Origin of the sequence: Fibrella forsythiae, assembly GCF_017353175.1 — a bacterium.
In the GTDB taxonomy this organism is placed as follows: domain Bacteria; phylum Bacteroidota; class Bacteroidia; order Cytophagales; family Spirosomataceae; genus Fibrella; species Fibrella forsythiae.
In genome coordinates this window covers 231,386-246,921 of record NZ_JAFMYW010000010.1, presented here as the reverse complement: position 1 = coordinate 246,921, position 15,536 = coordinate 231,386, and the positions used below count along the sequence as shown (strand labels likewise).

The 15,536-nt window shown below is 52.6% G+C and carries 15 protein-coding genes; 7 read left to right on the top strand and 8 right to left on the bottom strand.

Going from position 1 to position 15,536, the window contains the following annotated elements; genetic code table 11:
* Window positions 1-181: 181 nt before the first annotated feature.
* Complete coding sequence (gene mdh, locus J2I46_RS26955) at window positions 182-1,111, bottom strand: malate dehydrogenase (RefSeq protein WP_207332199.1); 930 nt, start codon at window positions 1,109-1,111, stop codon at window positions 182-184.
* Between the two features lie 195 nt (window positions 1,112-1,306).
* On the opposite strand from mdh, the gene J2I46_RS26950 reads away from it, so the two are divergent.
* Window positions 1,307-1,939 carry a peptidoglycan DD-metalloendopeptidase family protein gene (locus tag J2I46_RS26950; protein ID WP_207332198.1) on the top strand — a complete coding sequence of 211 codons (633 nt, stop codon included), beginning with the start codon at window positions 1,307-1,309 and terminating at the stop codon, window positions 1,937-1,939.
* 85 nt (window positions 1,940-2,024) lie between these two features.
* On the opposite strand, the gene J2I46_RS26945 is transcribed toward J2I46_RS26950, so the two are convergent.
* Window positions 2,025-3,212, bottom strand: a complete 1,188-nt coding sequence (locus J2I46_RS26945; RefSeq protein ID WP_207332197.1) for a phosphoglycerate kinase — start codon at window positions 3,210-3,212, stop codon at window positions 2,025-2,027.
* Window positions 3,213-3,351: 139 nt separating this feature from the next.
* Here J2I46_RS26945 and J2I46_RS26940 point away from each other — a divergent pair, with 139 nt between their 5' ends.
* On the top strand, window positions 3,352-3,738 hold the full coding sequence (locus J2I46_RS26940) for a nuclear transport factor 2 family protein (protein WP_207332196.1): 387 nt from the start codon (window positions 3,352-3,354) through the stop codon (window positions 3,736-3,738).
* Between the two features lies 1 nt (window position 3,739).
* Complete coding sequence (locus tag J2I46_RS26935) at window positions 3,740-4,159, top strand: hypothetical protein (RefSeq protein ID WP_207332195.1); 420 nt, start codon at window positions 3,740-3,742, stop codon at window positions 4,157-4,159.
* 5 nt (window positions 4,160-4,164) lie between these two features.
* Here the strand turns inward: J2I46_RS26935 and J2I46_RS26930 are convergent, their stop codons facing one another.
* From J2I46_RS26930 to J2I46_RS26920, 3 genes are all read right to left on the bottom strand, one after another.
* Entirely contained in the window at window positions 4,165-5,217 is a 1,053-nt protein-coding gene (locus J2I46_RS26930) for a hypothetical protein (RefSeq protein ID WP_207332194.1), read from the bottom strand.
* 238 nt (window positions 5,218-5,455) lie between these two features.
* Window positions 5,456-6,631, bottom strand: coding sequence for a hypothetical protein (locus tag J2I46_RS26925; RefSeq protein ID WP_207332193.1), 1,176 nt, complete (start codon window positions 6,629-6,631; stop codon window positions 5,456-5,458).
* A gap of 5 nt (window positions 6,632-6,636) precedes the next feature.
* The gene (locus J2I46_RS26920; protein ID WP_207332192.1) at window positions 6,637-7,605 is read right to left on the bottom strand and encodes a DUF2157 domain-containing protein; all 969 of its coding nucleotides are present in this window, start codon (window positions 7,603-7,605) and stop codon (window positions 6,637-6,639) included.
* 139 nt (window positions 7,606-7,744) lie between these two features.
* Here J2I46_RS26920 and J2I46_RS26915 point away from each other — a divergent pair, with 139 nt between their 5' ends.
* Window positions 7,745-9,424 carry a VRR-NUC domain-containing protein gene (locus J2I46_RS26915; protein ID WP_207332191.1) on the top strand — a complete coding sequence of 560 codons (1,680 nt, stop codon included), beginning with the start codon at window positions 7,745-7,747 and terminating at the stop codon, window positions 9,422-9,424.
* A gap of 60 nt (window positions 9,425-9,484) precedes the next feature.
* Window positions 9,485-9,907, top strand: a complete 423-nt coding sequence (locus J2I46_RS32970) for a PaaI family thioesterase (RefSeq protein WP_207332190.1) — start codon at window positions 9,485-9,487, stop codon at window positions 9,905-9,907.
* Between the two features lie 67 nt (window positions 9,908-9,974).
* On the opposite strand, the gene J2I46_RS26905 is transcribed toward J2I46_RS32970, so the two are convergent.
* Both J2I46_RS26905 and J2I46_RS26900 read right to left on the bottom strand, forming a co-directional pair.
* Complete coding sequence (locus J2I46_RS26905; protein WP_207332189.1) at window positions 9,975-10,718, bottom strand: class I SAM-dependent methyltransferase; 744 nt, start codon at window positions 10,716-10,718, stop codon at window positions 9,975-9,977.
* Between the two features lie 51 nt (window positions 10,719-10,769).
* Complete coding sequence (locus tag J2I46_RS26900) at window positions 10,770-11,684, bottom strand: cation diffusion facilitator family transporter (RefSeq protein WP_207332188.1); 915 nt, start codon at window positions 11,682-11,684, stop codon at window positions 10,770-10,772.
* 53 nt (window positions 11,685-11,737) lie between these two features.
* On the opposite strand from J2I46_RS26900, the gene J2I46_RS26895 reads away from it, so the two are divergent.
* Together J2I46_RS26895 and J2I46_RS26890 are read left to right on the top strand one after the other, a co-directional pair.
* Window positions 11,738-12,019 carry a hypothetical protein gene (locus J2I46_RS26895; protein ID WP_207332187.1) on the top strand — a complete coding sequence of 94 codons (282 nt, stop codon included), beginning with the start codon at window positions 11,738-11,740 and terminating at the stop codon, window positions 12,017-12,019.
* A 136-nt stretch (window positions 12,020-12,155) separates the two neighbouring features.
* A complete protein-coding gene (locus J2I46_RS26890) occupies window positions 12,156-14,264 on the top strand; it encodes a T9SS type A sorting domain-containing protein (RefSeq protein ID WP_207332186.1) in 2,109 nt (702 codons plus the stop codon).
* Between the two features lie 97 nt (window positions 14,265-14,361).
* On the opposite strand, the gene J2I46_RS26885 is transcribed toward J2I46_RS26890, so the two are convergent.
* Window positions 14,362-15,474 carry an alpha/beta hydrolase gene (locus tag J2I46_RS26885; RefSeq protein ID WP_207332185.1) on the bottom strand — a complete coding sequence of 371 codons (1,113 nt, stop codon included), beginning with the start codon at window positions 15,472-15,474 and terminating at the stop codon, window positions 14,362-14,364.
* Window positions 15,475-15,536: the final 62 nt, after the last annotated feature.

The following is a 15,536-nucleotide window of genomic DNA, read 5'->3' as shown; positions in this document are numbered from 1 at the left end:
TAACGTAAAGAAAAAGGGCTTCCTGACTTACTACAAAAAAATACGTCGACCAGTGGGCCGACGTGTTTTCTCATTACTAACCTATGATGAAACAAGTTCATAGCAGGTAAAGCATACACATGGTGATATCTCACCATAATTCAGTGAAGAGTAATCCGCCGCTGCGGTTTATAAGTAATTCTTAAAGCGTTTTCAGCACTTCGTTCATATTCCGAACGGCCTCGGCTGATTTGTTGAAGGTAGCTTGCTCTTCGTCGGTCAGTTTGTAATCGATGATCTGCTCCCAGCCTGTTTTGCCAATGACAACCGGTACGCCCAGACAAATGTCTGACTGACCATATTCGCCATTGAGCGCTACGCAGCAGGGGAAAATATGTTTCTGGTCGCGCACAATGCTTTCAACCAGTTCAGCCACGGCCGCACCCGGTGCATACCAGGCCGACGTACCGATCAGTTTAGTCAGCGTTGCTCCACCCACCATTGTATCGGCCGCCACTTTTTGCAGTGTTTCGGCATCAAGAAACTGGCTCACGGGCACCCCATTGCGGGTAGCCAGGCGGGTCAGCGGAATCATGGTTGTATCGCCATGACCGCCGATAACCGCGCCGTGAATATCATTGGGTGGGCAATCCATTGCCAGCGACAGGTACGTTTTGAAGCGGGCCGAATCGAGGATACCGCCCATACCGATGATCCGGTTTTTGGGCAGACCTGATGCTTGCAGGGCCAGTTGGGTCATGGTATCCATCGGGTTCGACACGATGATGATAATGGCCTCTGGCGAATGTTTCAGGATATTTTCGGTCACGCCTCTCACAATGTTGGCGTTGGTACCGATCAGGTCTTCGCGGGTCATGCCCGGCTTGCGTGGAATACCCGACGTGATCACCACCACGCCCGAACCGGCCGTTTTGGCGTAATCGTTGGTGCTTCCGGTAATTTTTGTATCAAACCCACACAGCGTGGCCGTCTGGAACATGTCTAAGGCTTTACCTTCGCTAAGGCCTTCTTTAATGTCGAGCAATACAACCTCTTCGGCCAGTTCGCGGCGGATAATGTTATCGGCACAGGTAGCCCCCACGGCTCCGGCTCCTACTACAGTAATTTTCATGCGAGAAACAGTGTTAAAAACGGGTAAATCGACTGGGCGTAAAGTTCAGGTACACCACCCAGCAAAACAAGGCATTAGCCCCACTGATCTAATTAGAAAATCCAAAAGCAGCTTGGAATAATGCGTTAAGGCCGTTTTTTGTCCGTTTATTAATGAATACCTAATCACCAGCCATCAACAACGCTTCATCAACTTATGCGTTTGCTCCCCTTCGATTTTGCCCGTGACCCCTATGTAGTGCTCGATTTCACCGCCAGTAACCCCGATCTGGCCGCCCTCGACCTCACCAACACCCCTACGTTTGCCAGGTACGTATCTGGTAAGCTTCGGGCGGCAGGGGCTGTTGTGGGCGTTGGCGGATACGATGAAAGTCGGGTTATCTACCGCGACAGTGGTCACTTTACGCCCACCGACGAAGAGCCGCGTACGATTCACCTCGGCGTCGATTTCTGGGCCGAGGCAGGTACGTCGGTATTCGTCCCTGTCGATGGTGTGGTGCATAGCTTTGCCGACAACGCCCGCTACGCTGATTACGGTCCCACGATTATTCTGGAACACCAGACGGCGGGTTTTCCGCGCTACAGCCTGTACGGGCATCTGTCGCGCGCATCGCTAACTAATTTGTATGAAGGAAAAGAGGTGAAGGCGGGTGAAAAACTGGCCGAGCTTGGCCCTTACCCCGAAAACGGTGACTGGCCACCGCATCTGCATTTCCAGCTGATAAACGATATGCTGGGCCTCCGGGGCGATTTCCCCGGCGTATGTCGTGGATCGGAACGGGACTATTGGCTGGGGCTATGCCCCGATCCAAATCCCTTTGTATTCTAAGGCATTGGGTGACTGGTTAACTGGTTGGTTTGTTCCGCAGAAGTCTACCAATCAACCAGTCGACCAGTCACCCAATCAACTAAACTTACTGTAATGCCGCTACGCCGGGCAGCACTTTGCCTTCCATGTATTCGAGCAGGGCACCCCCGCCGGTTGATACATAGCTAACGCGGTCACCGTAGCCAGCGCCGTTGATGGCCGAAGCCGAATCGCCACCGCCGATAAGCGAGAATGCACCGTTTTCTTCGGTCGCTTTTACCACGGCTTCAGCAATGGCGTTGGTACCTGTAGCGAAGTTCGGAAACTCAAATACGCCCATCGGACCGTTCCATAGGATGGTTTTTGAGCTGGCCACAATCTCTTTGAACAATTTAACCGATTCAGGACCGATATCAAGTCCTTCCCAGCCATCAGGAATCTGGCCGGTGGCTACTACCTGGCGGTTAGCGTTGTTCGAGAAGTCGTCAGCGCAGACGTTATCGACCGGCATTACAATCTTCACGCCTTTGGCTTCGGCTTTCTTCAGGATTTCGAGTGCCAGTTCCTGCTTATCGGCTTCGAGCAACGACTTGCCGATATTGCCACCCTGCGCTTTCGTAAACGTGTAGGTCATGCCGCCACCGATTATGAGCGTGTCAACCGTGTCGAGCAGGCGTTCGATGATCAGAATCTTATCAGATATTTTGGCGCCGCCCATGATGGCCGTGAATGGATGTTCGGCGTTGTTGAGCAGTTTATCGGCGTTCTCGATTTCGGCCAGCATCACGTACCCGCACACCCGGTCCTGGAAAAACTGACCAATGACGGCCGTTGAGGCGTGGGCACGGTGGGCGGTTCCGAACGCATCGTTCACCCAAACATCGCCCAGTTTCGATAGCTTTTCGGCGAAGGCTACATCGCCTTTTTCTTCTTCTTTGTAGAAACGCAGGTTTTCGAGCAGTAGCAGTTCGCCGGGTTTCAGGCTGGCGGCCAGTTCAGTGGCCTGTTCGCCAATGCAGTCGTCGGCGAATTTCACCTCACGGCCAAACGTTTCTGAGAGCGTGGGAATCAGGTGTTTCAGTGAATATTTATCGGTAGGACCATCTTTCGGACGGCCCAGGTGCGACATCATAATGGCAGAACCACCATCGGCCAGAATTTTAGTGATCGTAGGAATCGTCGCTTTGATCCGGGTGTCGTCGGTAATATTGAATTCTTTGTCGAGCGGCACATTAAAGTCGACACGAACTAGGGCTTTCTTACCGGCAAAATTGTAGGAGTCTACGGTCTGCATGGAGCGTCGGAAGGTTATTTCTGGTTTGTATTTCAGCTCAAAAGTACGCGAATACAAACGTGGGGCCGTTAATTGTGTGATAGTTTGGTTAAAATTCCCCTATTTCGGTATCAAATTACCAAACTGACGTTTTACCTGCATGACTGGTATTGAAGAAGCGAACGTACAAACAGTAGTCGCTTATGTTGATGCGTACAACCGCAAAGATATTGAGGGCATGATGGCCTGCCTGGCCGAGGATGTCATTTTTGAACACCTGACAAACGGCCACCCAACCATGACGCTGGCTGGTAAAACGGCCTTTCGCGAGCAGGCAGAGAAAGCGGCGCAACTATTTGCCAAACGCGAACAAACCCTGCTCGACCGCACAGTGGCCGACGACGTCATCAGCGTAAAGATCGATTATACCGCTACCCTTGCCGTTGATTTCAACGACATGACTGCCGGCGAAACCATTTCGATGGAAAGTCATTCAGTGTTTGTACTGCAAGACCGGCTCATCAGTAAACTGATTGATATTCAGTAAGATGAAGTCTGCATATGCTGACCTTATCTATTTGCTGATAGTGGCGGGGGTGTGTGGCGGCACGTTGTTTTTGCTACCCGAGAACGCTACAACTGTCGAGTTGTTCAACACGTACCTGACGATCAGCAAATGGCAGGCATGGCCCTTGCTGACGGTAGTATTCGCCTTTCTTTTCTTCGCGGCCAAACAAGCCTTCACCGGATTTAGCAGCCCCATGGGCAACCGGCTGGTAATTGCTCTGGGCTTTGCTACAGTTCCCTTTCTAACGATCGTTTCGCGACAGGCCGCCACCCTCTGGGCCAACGAAAAAGCGCATTTGATCGGCTATGACCAGTTTCAGCAACGTACCTGGCAAATTCAGTTTGCCATCGTGGCCTACCTCGTCTATGTAGCTTACCAATGGGGAAATCATGAAAAATAACCGGATCAGGTAAGCTCAGTTGGCTCGATGACCGGGGTGCTTGGTTGCTTTATGGGGGATGGTTTTCGGGTAATCTGCACCATATAGCAACAGGCCATCAACACAGCGATGCCAATGAGCATGGCACCAAGCGGCGTAGTCTTGAACCGACTGCTCAACGCAAACAGGATCATGTTGCTGAGTAACAGAAAAAGCAGGGTATTACCGCCCATCATCAGCAAAAGCGGCGAAGTAAACCCCTTTGCCACTCCCCAGTTTATCAGCAAATACAACCCATACAGAATTCCCCATGAACCGCATATCCAGCCAATCGACGGAGGAAATCGGACCGGGAATGAGCCCGTTTTCAGATAAATCAGTCCAAAAAACAGCGTTCCGGCCACAGCCATCACGGCAATGGGCCATTTCCAGACAATGGCGAAACGGGCAAAGTATAGCCCCATGACGTAAAACACTCCATACTGAACGAGCGGAAAGGCTGCGTAGCTTCGACTACCTACAAATAAGCCAAGCGGATTATCGATAAATAAGTCGTACGGAATCAGCACGGTAGCGACCAGTGAGAGCAACCCGGTAATGAACATTGCCAATGGCGACGCTGACAAGGCCACCAGCGGTTTGAATAGCAACAGCGTAATGACCGTGATCAGGAAATAGGCGAGCATGAATTCAGAGTACGGAGCGATATAGGTAAACCCGAGCACCGCGCCCACATCACTTAGTTGCACCACCCCGTTGGCCCGACCCAGAATAGGCAGCGCCGCCACCGCCAGCAAGGCCGAGATGTAATAGCTGATCAGTTGATTCTTTGCGGTTGTTATCAGATTGTGCCGAACCTGCGCAAACGGTTTAGACAGGTAAGCATGATAGGAGGCATAGCCAAAGCAGAAAATGAATCCCGAAAACACAATGAGCGTACCTATCACCGAAAACAGATAATACGCCTGACTACCAATGTTGCCGGGAATGAGTGTTCCCAGCAAGGCAAAACTGTGGGTAAACACCATGACGCTGACCAACACAGCTTTCAGGTATTCAATCGATACATTTCGAGACATAAGAATAGCGCCAATGGCAGCTACAAACAGCTAGCCTCTGCGACGATTCGTCCCATTCCAGTTTGCTCCTCGTCACTTGTTATAGGCACATGTTTAATACTTAACACGACCGAAAGGCTTATTATCTACAAAGACTACAGACAAACTAATATTTAGAGGCAACGGGACAGGATCCCCTTGATGCAATCAGACTGTCACCGTTGTGCGATTCAATGATCGTTACCGGCAACCAGGCCGTTCAGTATTGATCACCAGCACCACCACCGCTGAAGTCACCACCGCCGAAGCGTGGCCCTGTTGGTTGATTTTGCGCAGTAGCCGTTCCCTGCAACGTGGTTAGCAGACCCACGTGCTTGAGTAATTCAAGCGGCGGTTCTTCGTCAATGGCATCAGTGAAGCCGTTCTTCGGAGTAGTCAGGTAGCGAATCAGCAGGATAGCCAGGCCAATTAGTATTCCTCCGTGAACAGCTAACGTGATAGACAACGGCCACGTACCCACGTAATGGTACACGGTGGCAATAGCTCCTGCTACACCAAGTGCTGCCACAATCAGCAGCATACGATTGCGCTGCCGAAAACCAACTACGCCATACACCGCCGGAATGGCAAACGTCGTGATCCAGAATAAGCCGGGCAGCGCAATGTCGGGCGAACTACTGTGGCGGGTAGGCAGCAAAACGGCGTTCAACTCCCGCACGATGTAATAATTCCCGGCGGCCATACCAATTAGTAGCGATACCCACTGCACCAACGTCAGCACGTCGCTGTAATACACTGAATTAGCCGTTGATCGCCTGAGCCAGGTCACCAGCCCAAATAATCCTGCCGAGGCACCCATCAGTACAAACGGCAACGCCGATTTACCCCAACTGATGTCGAGCAGTCCGTCGAAGATAGTGCCGTAAAAAGCGGCCAGCGCAAAGTAGGTCAGAATGGTATCACCGGTGTAGATGATATACGCCAGCAGAATGGGCAGGGCAATCAGGCAGACCTCCCAGAATGGCGGAAACACGTCATTTCGCTCGAAAAACACCAGCACAAGTCCCCAAACCGCCGATAACGCCGATACGAGCCACAATGCGTTATCGATGCCGTTGCGGTAAAACTGGTTCGACCGAATCGAGAATACAGCTACGGCGAACGTGCCGCCCGCCATGATCAATGACACCAGCCCCGAGCCTTTCGAGCTGATATCGAGCGTGATACTGACCAGGCCGTAGAGTGCCAGCGCCGCCAGCAACGTAAAGACAAATGAGCCAATTTCGAGTGCTGTTCCGGTCTGCTTGAACCGGACGGGGTATGCCTGTCGAATCTGCTCAACCTGTTCATCGGTCAACGCCTGTTGGGCGCGCCAGCGATCGGCCTGTTGCCGGATATCGCGCTCTTCGAGCCAGGTCAGGTTGTATGCTTTCATAGGGGTCAGGTACGTTTACGGAACGAATGAGTCAGGTAATACACGGCACCGGCGCCCGTAGCAACAAAGTAAATCAGGTAGGCTTCGGTTGGGTAGTTCATGCCATCGAGCAGGCGGAAAAGGATCAGGTACGTTGCCGCGATGTAGGCATACACGACGCCCATAAGCCGGTACAGAAATACATTCTCGCGGCGAGCCAGCCAATCGAAACCGACACAAACGGCGAAAAGTGGTATGCCATACAGCCAGCGGCGCCCATCGAAATTAAACACCCCAGCCAGCAAGGCAAGCAGCAGCAGGTTACCCCCAAATACCAGGATAGTATACGTGAAATGAGCTTTTATACGCCGCTTTTCCAGCAAAAGTGCCCCACCAATGAGTAACGTACCCAGCCCGATAGCCGCCAGCACGGTCGGTTCATCGAAAAAGTTGGTGCGTAGCCGCAGTTCGAGCGGGCGCACGGTTACGCCTACCCACGACGCCAGTGCGGTCAGGCCCATGCCCAGCACACCCCGATGATCGAACCGATAGGCGATGGCCAGAAACAGTACCGCCGGCATGAACGTCACCAGTCCGTAGCGCGTACCGAACAGGTTGAAGCGGTACTGCACGTAGCCCTCCAGCGAGAGGAAGAGCAGACACGAAAGCAACAGGGCGTAATCGCCAAAAACGGACCTGTTTCGCGCCTGTTCGGTCGAGAGCGGCGGGCGGTTTTTCCAGGCATAGGCAAAAGCAGCTATACACAGGGCGGCCATGCCCCCCACAATGGCCATATCGCCGATCGCGTCGTAATGTTCGTAAATCAGCAGCCCCAGCCCACTTGTCAGCAGCAGGATGCCCACGTAGAGCGCCGCCCGCAACTCGTGGTGCAGCGAAACAGGGCGTTGCCGTTCAAAATCAGCCAGTGCGTCAGCCTGTTTTTCTGCGAGTAAACCTCGCTGTTTCAGGGCCGCCAGCACATCAAATGGGGACATAAATGAGGGAGATATTGTTAAAGAAATACAGTTTACTGTTTACTGTCTTCTGTTTTCAGTTGCTTCGCCAAGGCGTGTTGCCTAGATCTGTGAAGCAGCTGAAAAACAGAAGACAGTAAACGGTAAACCCTTTCAAGAGATGCCAAAAGTTATTCTTCAACCCCGCTACTACTGGCATAATTTCCGGTACGTACTCGACTTCGTGCGGCGTCTCTACGGAGGGCTGCTCAACGAGGCCGAAACCGATTTTCTGGACCGGTTCGATGCGTTGAGTACCGATGCGCAGTGCCTATACGTCAGGGTCAGCAATCGCAAAGGTGTGTTCTTTCGGGTCAATAAACTGAACTACCGCGAAATTTCCGATTTGCCGGTTGCTCTGGGCGAGTTGCTTAACGCGGGCTTCGTAGAGCGATTACAGACGCGCCATGAAGGTATGGGGCATGAAGCACTCGACATATTTACGAAGCCCGATCTGCTCGATCTGCTTCCGCTCGAGCCCGATGAACTACGCGCATTAAAGCCACTTAAAAAGGAGGAAGTGGTCCGATATGCCCTGAACGAGCTGGATTTTGGCGAGATAGTAACCAGCCTCACCACCCGCGAAACCGTGGTAAAGGTCAATTTTGAGGCCGAGGTGATGATGGTGAAGTTCCTGTTCTTCGGCAATCGTGGTTCTGACATGACCGAGTTCGTAATGCGCGACATGGGCATGATGAACTTCGAACAGCACGACGAGAGTAAAATGACGGCCCGTTTCCGTACGCGCAAAGAAGTAGAAGACAAGCTACTGATTTCGCTGACGAATGAAGCATTCTACGAGCAAAAGGAAGCCGAGACGCCGCCTGAAGCCATTTACAACTGGTTTCTGAACTGGAACGAAACCCGCCCTGAGCTGACCGAAATTGCCTTTCCCGGCTATCAGAAGCTGGTTTGCCGCGTGGGTGCATTCCTCGAGCGCCAGAAACTACCCGATCAGGCGCTGGCCGTCTATGAACTGTCTGACCGGGTTCCGGCCCGCGAACGCCGAGTGCGTCTGCTGTTCAGAAACGGCCTGGTCGACGAAGCACTGGCGCTGATTGATGAGATTGCCGTAACGCCACAGAACGCCGAGGAACGCTATTTTGCCCAGGATTTTCGGGAGAAGATTCTGGGTACCGCCGCCAGGAAACGTACCCGGAAAGCTACCACGCGCTTTTTGTCGGATGCCGAAAGCGTCGACATTCCGGCGGCATACCGGCACCATGTTGAGGCGGGCGTGATGAACTATTACCTGGAAGAAGGGTACGACGCGGCCTTCACCGAAAACTACCCCTGGCGCGGACTATTCGGGCTGGTGTTCTGGGATGTGATCTATGATGCCAACGTAGCCGCTATTCACCACCCGTTGCAACGCGCTCCGTCTGATTTTTACCTGCCCGATTTCTACGTGCGCCGCGAAGAACTACTGAAAAAGCGCCTGGCCGAGCTTACTACCAAAGATGACTGGCGCCGCCACGTGGGCCGTACCTATAATGCCAAATACGGCATCACTAACGTGCTGGTCGACTGGAACGATGAGTTGCTGGGCCTGGTGAACCAGTTGATCGAGGTGCTGGACATTGAGCAATTACGGCTTATTTTGCTCGAGATGGCCCGGAACGTACGCGAACATACCCGTGGCTTCCCCGACCTGCTGATCTGGAATGAAGCCGGGGACTACAGCTTCGTGGAAGTAAAATCGCCGACCGATCACCTCGGCCCCCAGCAACTACACTGGCTTGAATATTTTCAGACCATCGGTGTGCGGGGAAAAGTCGTGCGGGTGATCTGGGCAGTGTAATTGGGGGAAGCCCGGTAGATATACTGCGCAAGAAATTCCTTTCGGCTGTTGTAAATTGGCGTGAAATCGCTCTTTATGGAAATTCCGGAAGGCTTCGAGCCTATTTTTCGTACTAGTCCGTTCCTGGAAACGGCAGGTCCTTTATACAGCCAGCAAGTTGGCGATGAACTGATTATCGGCATGATGGTGCTCGATAAGCATGTGAACGGGCGCGGCTTTACGCATACAGGCGTGTACACTACCCTGGCCGACGTGGCAATGGGTTATGCCGCCGCTTTCTCGCAAAAGCCACCCGTACCGCTCGTTACCGTGAGCCTCTCCACTGATTTTGTCGGCAACTCTAAAGTAGGCGATTGGCTGGAGGTACACACTGATATTCAACTGATTGGTGAGGCAGTAGCCTTTGTCAATGCGTTCATCATGAAAGACGATGAACGCATTGTTCGGGTAAGCGCCGTGTTCAATGTGCTGAAAAAAAAGTAGGCAGTTGGGTTGGCAGCAGGTATACCCCGTTCAGGTACGTTACCCTGCACCGCTGACTGCCCACTATTTATTTTTTCCGTCCCAGCCGCAGGAAGATCGGGAAACGTACCTCGCGGTGGTTGGGCCCCCAGAGGCGGCGGAAGTCAGAGTCGAACTGGTCGATGGGGTCGTAGCCGTGCTGCTTGCGAAATGCCTGCACCGCCGACCAGGTGCGGAGGTAGTTCATGTACCACTCAACCAGCCACTCGCGCCGGGCCGTAACCCGCGTTTGTTTCACATCGGCGAACTCGAAAGGCAAGTTCTGGTATTCATTCTCGATATGCCGCCGTTGCGGGTCCCAGAAGGGGCCAACTACTTCGTTGTAGATGAATCGGACCAGCGCGTCAATCGGCGCGTTGACCTCGTTGAGGCCGTAGCCCCATTCGGCAATGATTCCCTTTGGCTTCAGCACCCGCTGCACTTCGGCATGAAACGCAGGTACGTCGAACCAGTGCAGGGCCTGCCCAACGGTAACCAGGTCGAAACTTTCGTCGGCAAATGGAGCGGCTTCAGCGGTGGCTACCTGGTAGGTGATGTTCGGGCGTTGGATTGCACTGGCTAACTGGCGCTCGCTGAGATCCGTTGCCTCGATCTGCTCAAAGTAATTGGCCAGCGAAACGGCTGCCTGCCCGTTCCCCGTGGCGCAATCCCAGGCTGCTTGCCGGCCAGGTACGTAGGTCAACAGGTAATCGTACAGTTCGCCGGGGTAGTCGATCCGGTAGCGGGCATAATCGGCAGCATGGCCGGAGAAACGATCGAGTGGTACAGACATAACAGCGTTTTTTTTATTGGAACAGATACAGCTAGTCGGGTACGTTCAGGGCTAATGGCTGTCTGGTTCAGGGCCAGTAGCACCAGCATTCACTTCAAGCGTAGCGTGCTCAATACCAAGGTGTTCTAACTCATGACGCACTTCTTTTTTTACCAATACAACCTGGTTGTTCGTTAAATCCGGCTTTACGGTCAGGTGGGCTGTCAATGCGTTTTCGGTGGTACTCATAGCCCAGATATGCACGTGATCAACAGCTACCACACCAGGCACTGCTCCCACAATCTTCTGCACCTCAGCCAGGTCAATGCCTACCGGTACACCGTCGAGGGACAGGCGAAGGCTGTCTGATAAAAGGCCCCATGTACCTACCAGAATGATCGCCGCCACTACGATTCCCATTGCCGGGTCGAGCCAGAACCAGCCGGTGTACCCAATCAACAGTCCCGACACCACCACCGCAACCGACACCAGCGCATCGGCCAGCAAATGAAGATACGCTCCTTTCATATTCAGGTCGTGGTCTTTATCCCGAAAAAAGAGGAACGCCGACGCCGCGTTGACAACAATACCAATGCCAGCTACCCATGCCACAACGCCGCCCGCCACTGGTTCGGGATGCCGAAACCGCTGCGTACTTTCAAGCAAAATACCACCCACCGCCAGCAGCAGCAATACTGCATTGACCAGCGAGGCCAACACCGTGCTTTTCCGAAGCCCATACGTAAAGCGCTGATTCGACTTCACTTTCGCCAGCCGGAACGACAGCAACGACAGCAGTATCCCGGCTACGTCCGAGAGGTTATGCCCCGCGTCGGCCACCAGCGCCAGCGACTTGGTCTGTAAGCCCATCACAAATTCGACCAACACATAAACGATGTTCAGCGCAGCCCCGATAATCAGCGTACGGGTGATAGTGGTTACGGTAGGGGAATGTGCGTGCGAATGATCATGCGCATGGTTGTGCATTGTTGTATCTTTAGTCGGTCAGTTTACAAAGCAACGCAGTATTTCCGGAGGGCATGAAAAAATCGATTAAAACCTATGTTACACCCGACGGCCGCGTGGTGAGCTGGCGGTGGTTTCGCGTGCCAGCCGTGCTCTGGCTCATCGTGGTGGGGTCAACTCTTACGGCGCTGGTTCTGATAGGCCGGATTGGCTACCTGCTGGCCCGCACAGGCCCCATTTTACCCGGCGACGATTTTAACCTGACCGTTTTCACTTTCCTGCTGAGTGGGGCCGGGGCGCTGGTGTTCAGCCTGGTGATCTACCTGCTGGCCAAACCCGAAGAGCCCGATATATAGGTACCCTAATTCCACTCAATAAATCATTATAAACCGAATAGTACAAAAATTTCAACAAACAGATACCTTGCAGGCCACTCGACCACCGAGGTATCTGTTTGTACTGGGCACTACAGCGCTCTTAACGGTTATCGATATGAATCACCGCTATGTAATTGCCCGGATAGCCGTTCTACTTGTTATTGGTATACCTTTTACATTAGTAGGGCAGGCCAGCCACCAGTATGACTTTGCAAAACTTCTGCCCGCCAAGCCTGTATCCATAGCGGTTGATCCACAGCGTAATACCTACGTTTCCTTTGCCAACAATACCGTAATTCAGTACGATACCCGTGGTACTGTGCGTTGGCAACAAACATTCACGAATCTGCCCGGCATTGACAAGCTGGCTACCGATCGGGCGGGGAGTCTGCTTATTGCCAGTAGTACAAATTCGGGAACGTTTACCGTAGGCGACTCAACCTATTCGTTACAGTCTACCGATTCGCAGACGTCTCACATCGCCAAAAGACTTCTGATTAAGCTAGACAGCACACATAAACTACAATGGGCGCGACCTATTCTATCAGGGTCAGATGGACCTTTTTACATAACAGTTGATGAGCAGAACAGTGTATATACACAAGGTATCTATGCTCGAGGTCTGGAAAAGGGGACTACCAGCTACAAGTTTACTTCAGCTGGGCAGCTAATCAGAGAGTCGTACAGTAGTCTGCTATCCAATCTCCTAGTCTTATCACCACTTGGTATAGCTGGAACACGGCATGGCTCAGTCGTAAGCTTACGTAATATTCTGTCAAGTCGAGATGCATTGTCGCCAAATACGTACGGTAGTGGTACTGATGTTGCCATCACGAAAGACGCTTTGAACATAAAGGCTGACTACAGGAACCTTATTGGCGGCTCTCCATCGACTCCACCATCCTATACAACGAATTACCAGGAGACATTTTCAACCCTAACCGTTGGAGAAACCGATCAGGTAACTATTCTGGCTAATTACCAACTCGCCAACGGAGATATCCAGATGGCAAGCAAGTCGGCCATTGAAAAAGGACAACTCATCAGTGTTTTCGATAACACGGGTAAAGCGATTAACTCAAAGCGCTTCCTGGCCAACGCCGATTCGGCATCCATTGGCTGGCTATGCTCAAATCCGTCAGGTACGTTGCTGTTGGGTGGTCAGTATATGGGTACGGTTTTACCATCAACGCCCCCATTTCCCGTACGCACGGTGTACGGTCCCAACGATTACTTCAGCATTACGGGGTTGTCATCTGATCTGTCAACGCTTTGGTCTGTACAGGTGAACAGCCCTACCGGCAACGATGCGCTGCTCCATCTAGAACAGGACGCAAATGGTGCTGCTCTCTTTACTGCGTCGACAAGCACATCGCTAACGCTGGGTACGTCGACAATAGCTACGTCGACAACCGCACCGGCTTACTACCTGGCTAAACTTTCCCCAGCTGCGCTTACCATTAATTCACCTGCCCAAGTAGTGTGTGCCGGATCGCCAGCAAGCCTCACACTCACCGGACGATTTGCCGCCTACACAGAAGGTCCGCTCACGCTTCAATTGTCAGATGCTAAAGGCGAATTTACCAGTGCAACACGAATTGGTCAGATCAGTCAACCACAACCAGGTAAATACCTTAGTTCCAGCGTCATTACGGCAGCTGTTGCCTCGACAGTAGCGGCTGGGAGTGGGTATCGATTGCGTGTAATCAGCGAACTGCCCTATTATGTGGGCGAGCCTATTGCCGTTACGCTGAACCAGACGCCTGCCCGGCCAGTAGTCGCCCAACAGGCAGACGAACTAGTGTCGACCGCACGTGCAGGTAACCAATGGTATACCTCATCTGGCAGCGCCATTTCCGGGGCAACGCAGGTACGTTATACGCCTGCTGAAGCCGGGAGTTATTACGTTGTCAGTACGCAAAACGGTTGCTCGTCGGCCTCATCTGCGTTGATCAGTTACGTAATTACGGCTACCGAACAAGTTGACTCCTCCGTAAAGATCTACCCAAATCCGACCAGTGAGCAGCTTCAGGTATACTGGAAAGAAACGGCTTCATCGGCGCAGATAGCCTTATATGATCAGTCTGGCAGGCTTGTTCAGCGCGTACCCCGTAGCGGTGATTTGACCATTATCAACATGCGGGGACTAATGACCGGTATTTACACTGTGAGTTTGCAAATAGCCAATAAATTACCAACAGCACGGCGGATACTTCTACGCTGATGCATGGCCAATAAACGAATAGCCTCTATTTCCTGCCTGTTGGCCTTACAACCAACTTAGCAGAAACAGAGGCTATTTGTTTTTGAATCAAGCAGGTTTACTTGGCAAACGATGCTTTCAGCTGTTGAGCTGCCAGATCCTGCGCCTGACCAGCCTTACCGATAACGGCTTCCAGGCCAAAAAACTCGTGGGTGGTGCCGGGATACAACTGGTACGTAACGGCTACACCAGCCGCCTGCAGCTTATCGGCCAATGACTTCCCTTCTGTCTGTAGCGGATCAATCTCTGCGGCAATGATTGTTGCCGGTGGCAGGCCCGACAGATTAGCCACGTCGACCAGTGAGATTAACCGATTGTCGCCATCAGCCGGTGAGTTGAAGTAGTTGCTGGTGAAATACACGATACCCGCTCTGTTGAGCGGTTGTGCATTGGCATACTGGTTATACGAGGCCGTATTCAGGTTATTGTCGGCCACCGGATACACCAGCAACTGATGAACTGGCAAGGCTACCCCCCGCTCTTTAGCCAGCAGCGATACGCCAACGGCCATATTACCGCCCGCGCTTTCACCCGCTACAGCAATTTTGGCTGAATTACCGCCAATGGCAGCCGTATTGTTACGTACCCAGACGTAGGCCGAATACGCATCTTCATGTGCCGCCGGAAATCTAGCCTCGGGCGACAACCGGTAATCGACCGATACGACTATGGCACCCGCTTTTTCGGCCAGTGCCTTACACGACGGCTCATACTGGTTCAGACTTCCGATAACCCAACCACCACCGTGGTAATACACAATAACCGGGAAGCCACCCGCCACGCTGGCGCTGGTTGGCGTATAGATACGCAACAGCGTACCATCGGGTGCTGAGCTTGGAATAACACGCTGACTAATAGACACGTTACGCTCCGGCACTTCAATGTCGTTCTTCTTCAGTAACGTTTTCATCGCATCCGTTGGCGACGGCGTCATCCGTGCCTGTCGGGGCGTCAGCGTAGGCAGGGGCGGCGTACCAAACGCAATCAATTGTTCGATAACTGCCTGGTTTTGAGGATCTATCGTTGGACCCCAGTCGGGCTTATTGCCTGTTGGCTGAATGCCGGTTCCATCGGCAGGTGAGGCGTCTTTGTCTTTACAGGCTGTAAAGGTGAGGCCCGTTAGCAGCAGAAAACCATAGGCAACTGCTGAAATTCGTGAGTTGTGATTCATAACGTAGCTGGATTAATTACGGCGATTAACCCGGCCACATTTCCTATTGTTTCAGTTAGCTA

What these genes read in the sequence shown, in the direction of transcription:
- mdh (WP_207332199.1), bottom strand. Translation starts at nt 1,111, where the DNA reads ATGAAAATTACTGTAGTAGGAGCCGGAGCCGTGGGGGCTACCTGTGCC.
- J2I46_RS26950 (WP_207332198.1), top strand. Translation starts at nt 1,307, where the DNA reads ATGCGTTTGCTCCCCTTCGATTTTGCCCGTGACCCCTATGTAGTGCTC.
- J2I46_RS26945 (WP_207332197.1), bottom strand. Translation starts at nt 3,212, where the DNA reads ATGCAGACCGTAGACTCCTACAATTTTGCCGGTAAGAAAGCCCTAGTT.
- J2I46_RS26940 (WP_207332196.1), top strand. Translation starts at nt 3,352, where the DNA reads ATGACTGGTATTGAAGAAGCGAACGTACAAACAGTAGTCGCTTATGTT.
- J2I46_RS26935 (WP_207332195.1), top strand. Translation starts at nt 3,740, where the DNA reads ATGAAGTCTGCATATGCTGACCTTATCTATTTGCTGATAGTGGCGGGG.
- J2I46_RS26930 (WP_207332194.1), bottom strand. Translation starts at nt 5,217, where the DNA reads ATGTCTCGAAATGTATCGATTGAATACCTGAAAGCTGTGTTGGTCAGC.
- J2I46_RS26925 (WP_207332193.1), bottom strand. Translation starts at nt 6,631, where the DNA reads ATGAAAGCATACAACCTGACCTGGCTCGAAGAGCGCGATATCCGGCAA.
- J2I46_RS26920 (WP_207332192.1), bottom strand. Translation starts at nt 7,605, where the DNA reads ATGTCCCCATTTGATGTGCTGGCGGCCCTGAAACAGCGAGGTTTACTC.
- J2I46_RS26915 (WP_207332191.1), top strand. Translation starts at nt 7,745, where the DNA reads ATGCCAAAAGTTATTCTTCAACCCCGCTACTACTGGCATAATTTCCGG.
- J2I46_RS26905 (WP_207332189.1), bottom strand. Translation starts at nt 10,718, where the DNA reads ATGTCTGTACCACTCGATCGTTTCTCCGGCCATGCTGCCGATTATGCC.
- J2I46_RS26900 (WP_207332188.1), bottom strand. Translation starts at nt 11,684, where the DNA reads ATGCACAACCATGCGCATGATCATTCGCACGCACATTCCCCTACCGTA.
- J2I46_RS26895 (WP_207332187.1), top strand. Translation starts at nt 11,738, where the DNA reads ATGAAAAAATCGATTAAAACCTATGTTACACCCGACGGCCGCGTGGTG.
- J2I46_RS26890 (WP_207332186.1), top strand. Translation starts at nt 12,156, where the DNA reads ATGAATCACCGCTATGTAATTGCCCGGATAGCCGTTCTACTTGTTATT.
- J2I46_RS26885 (WP_207332185.1), bottom strand. Translation starts at nt 15,474, where the DNA reads ATGAATCACAACTCACGAATTTCAGCAGTTGCCTATGGTTTTCTGCTG.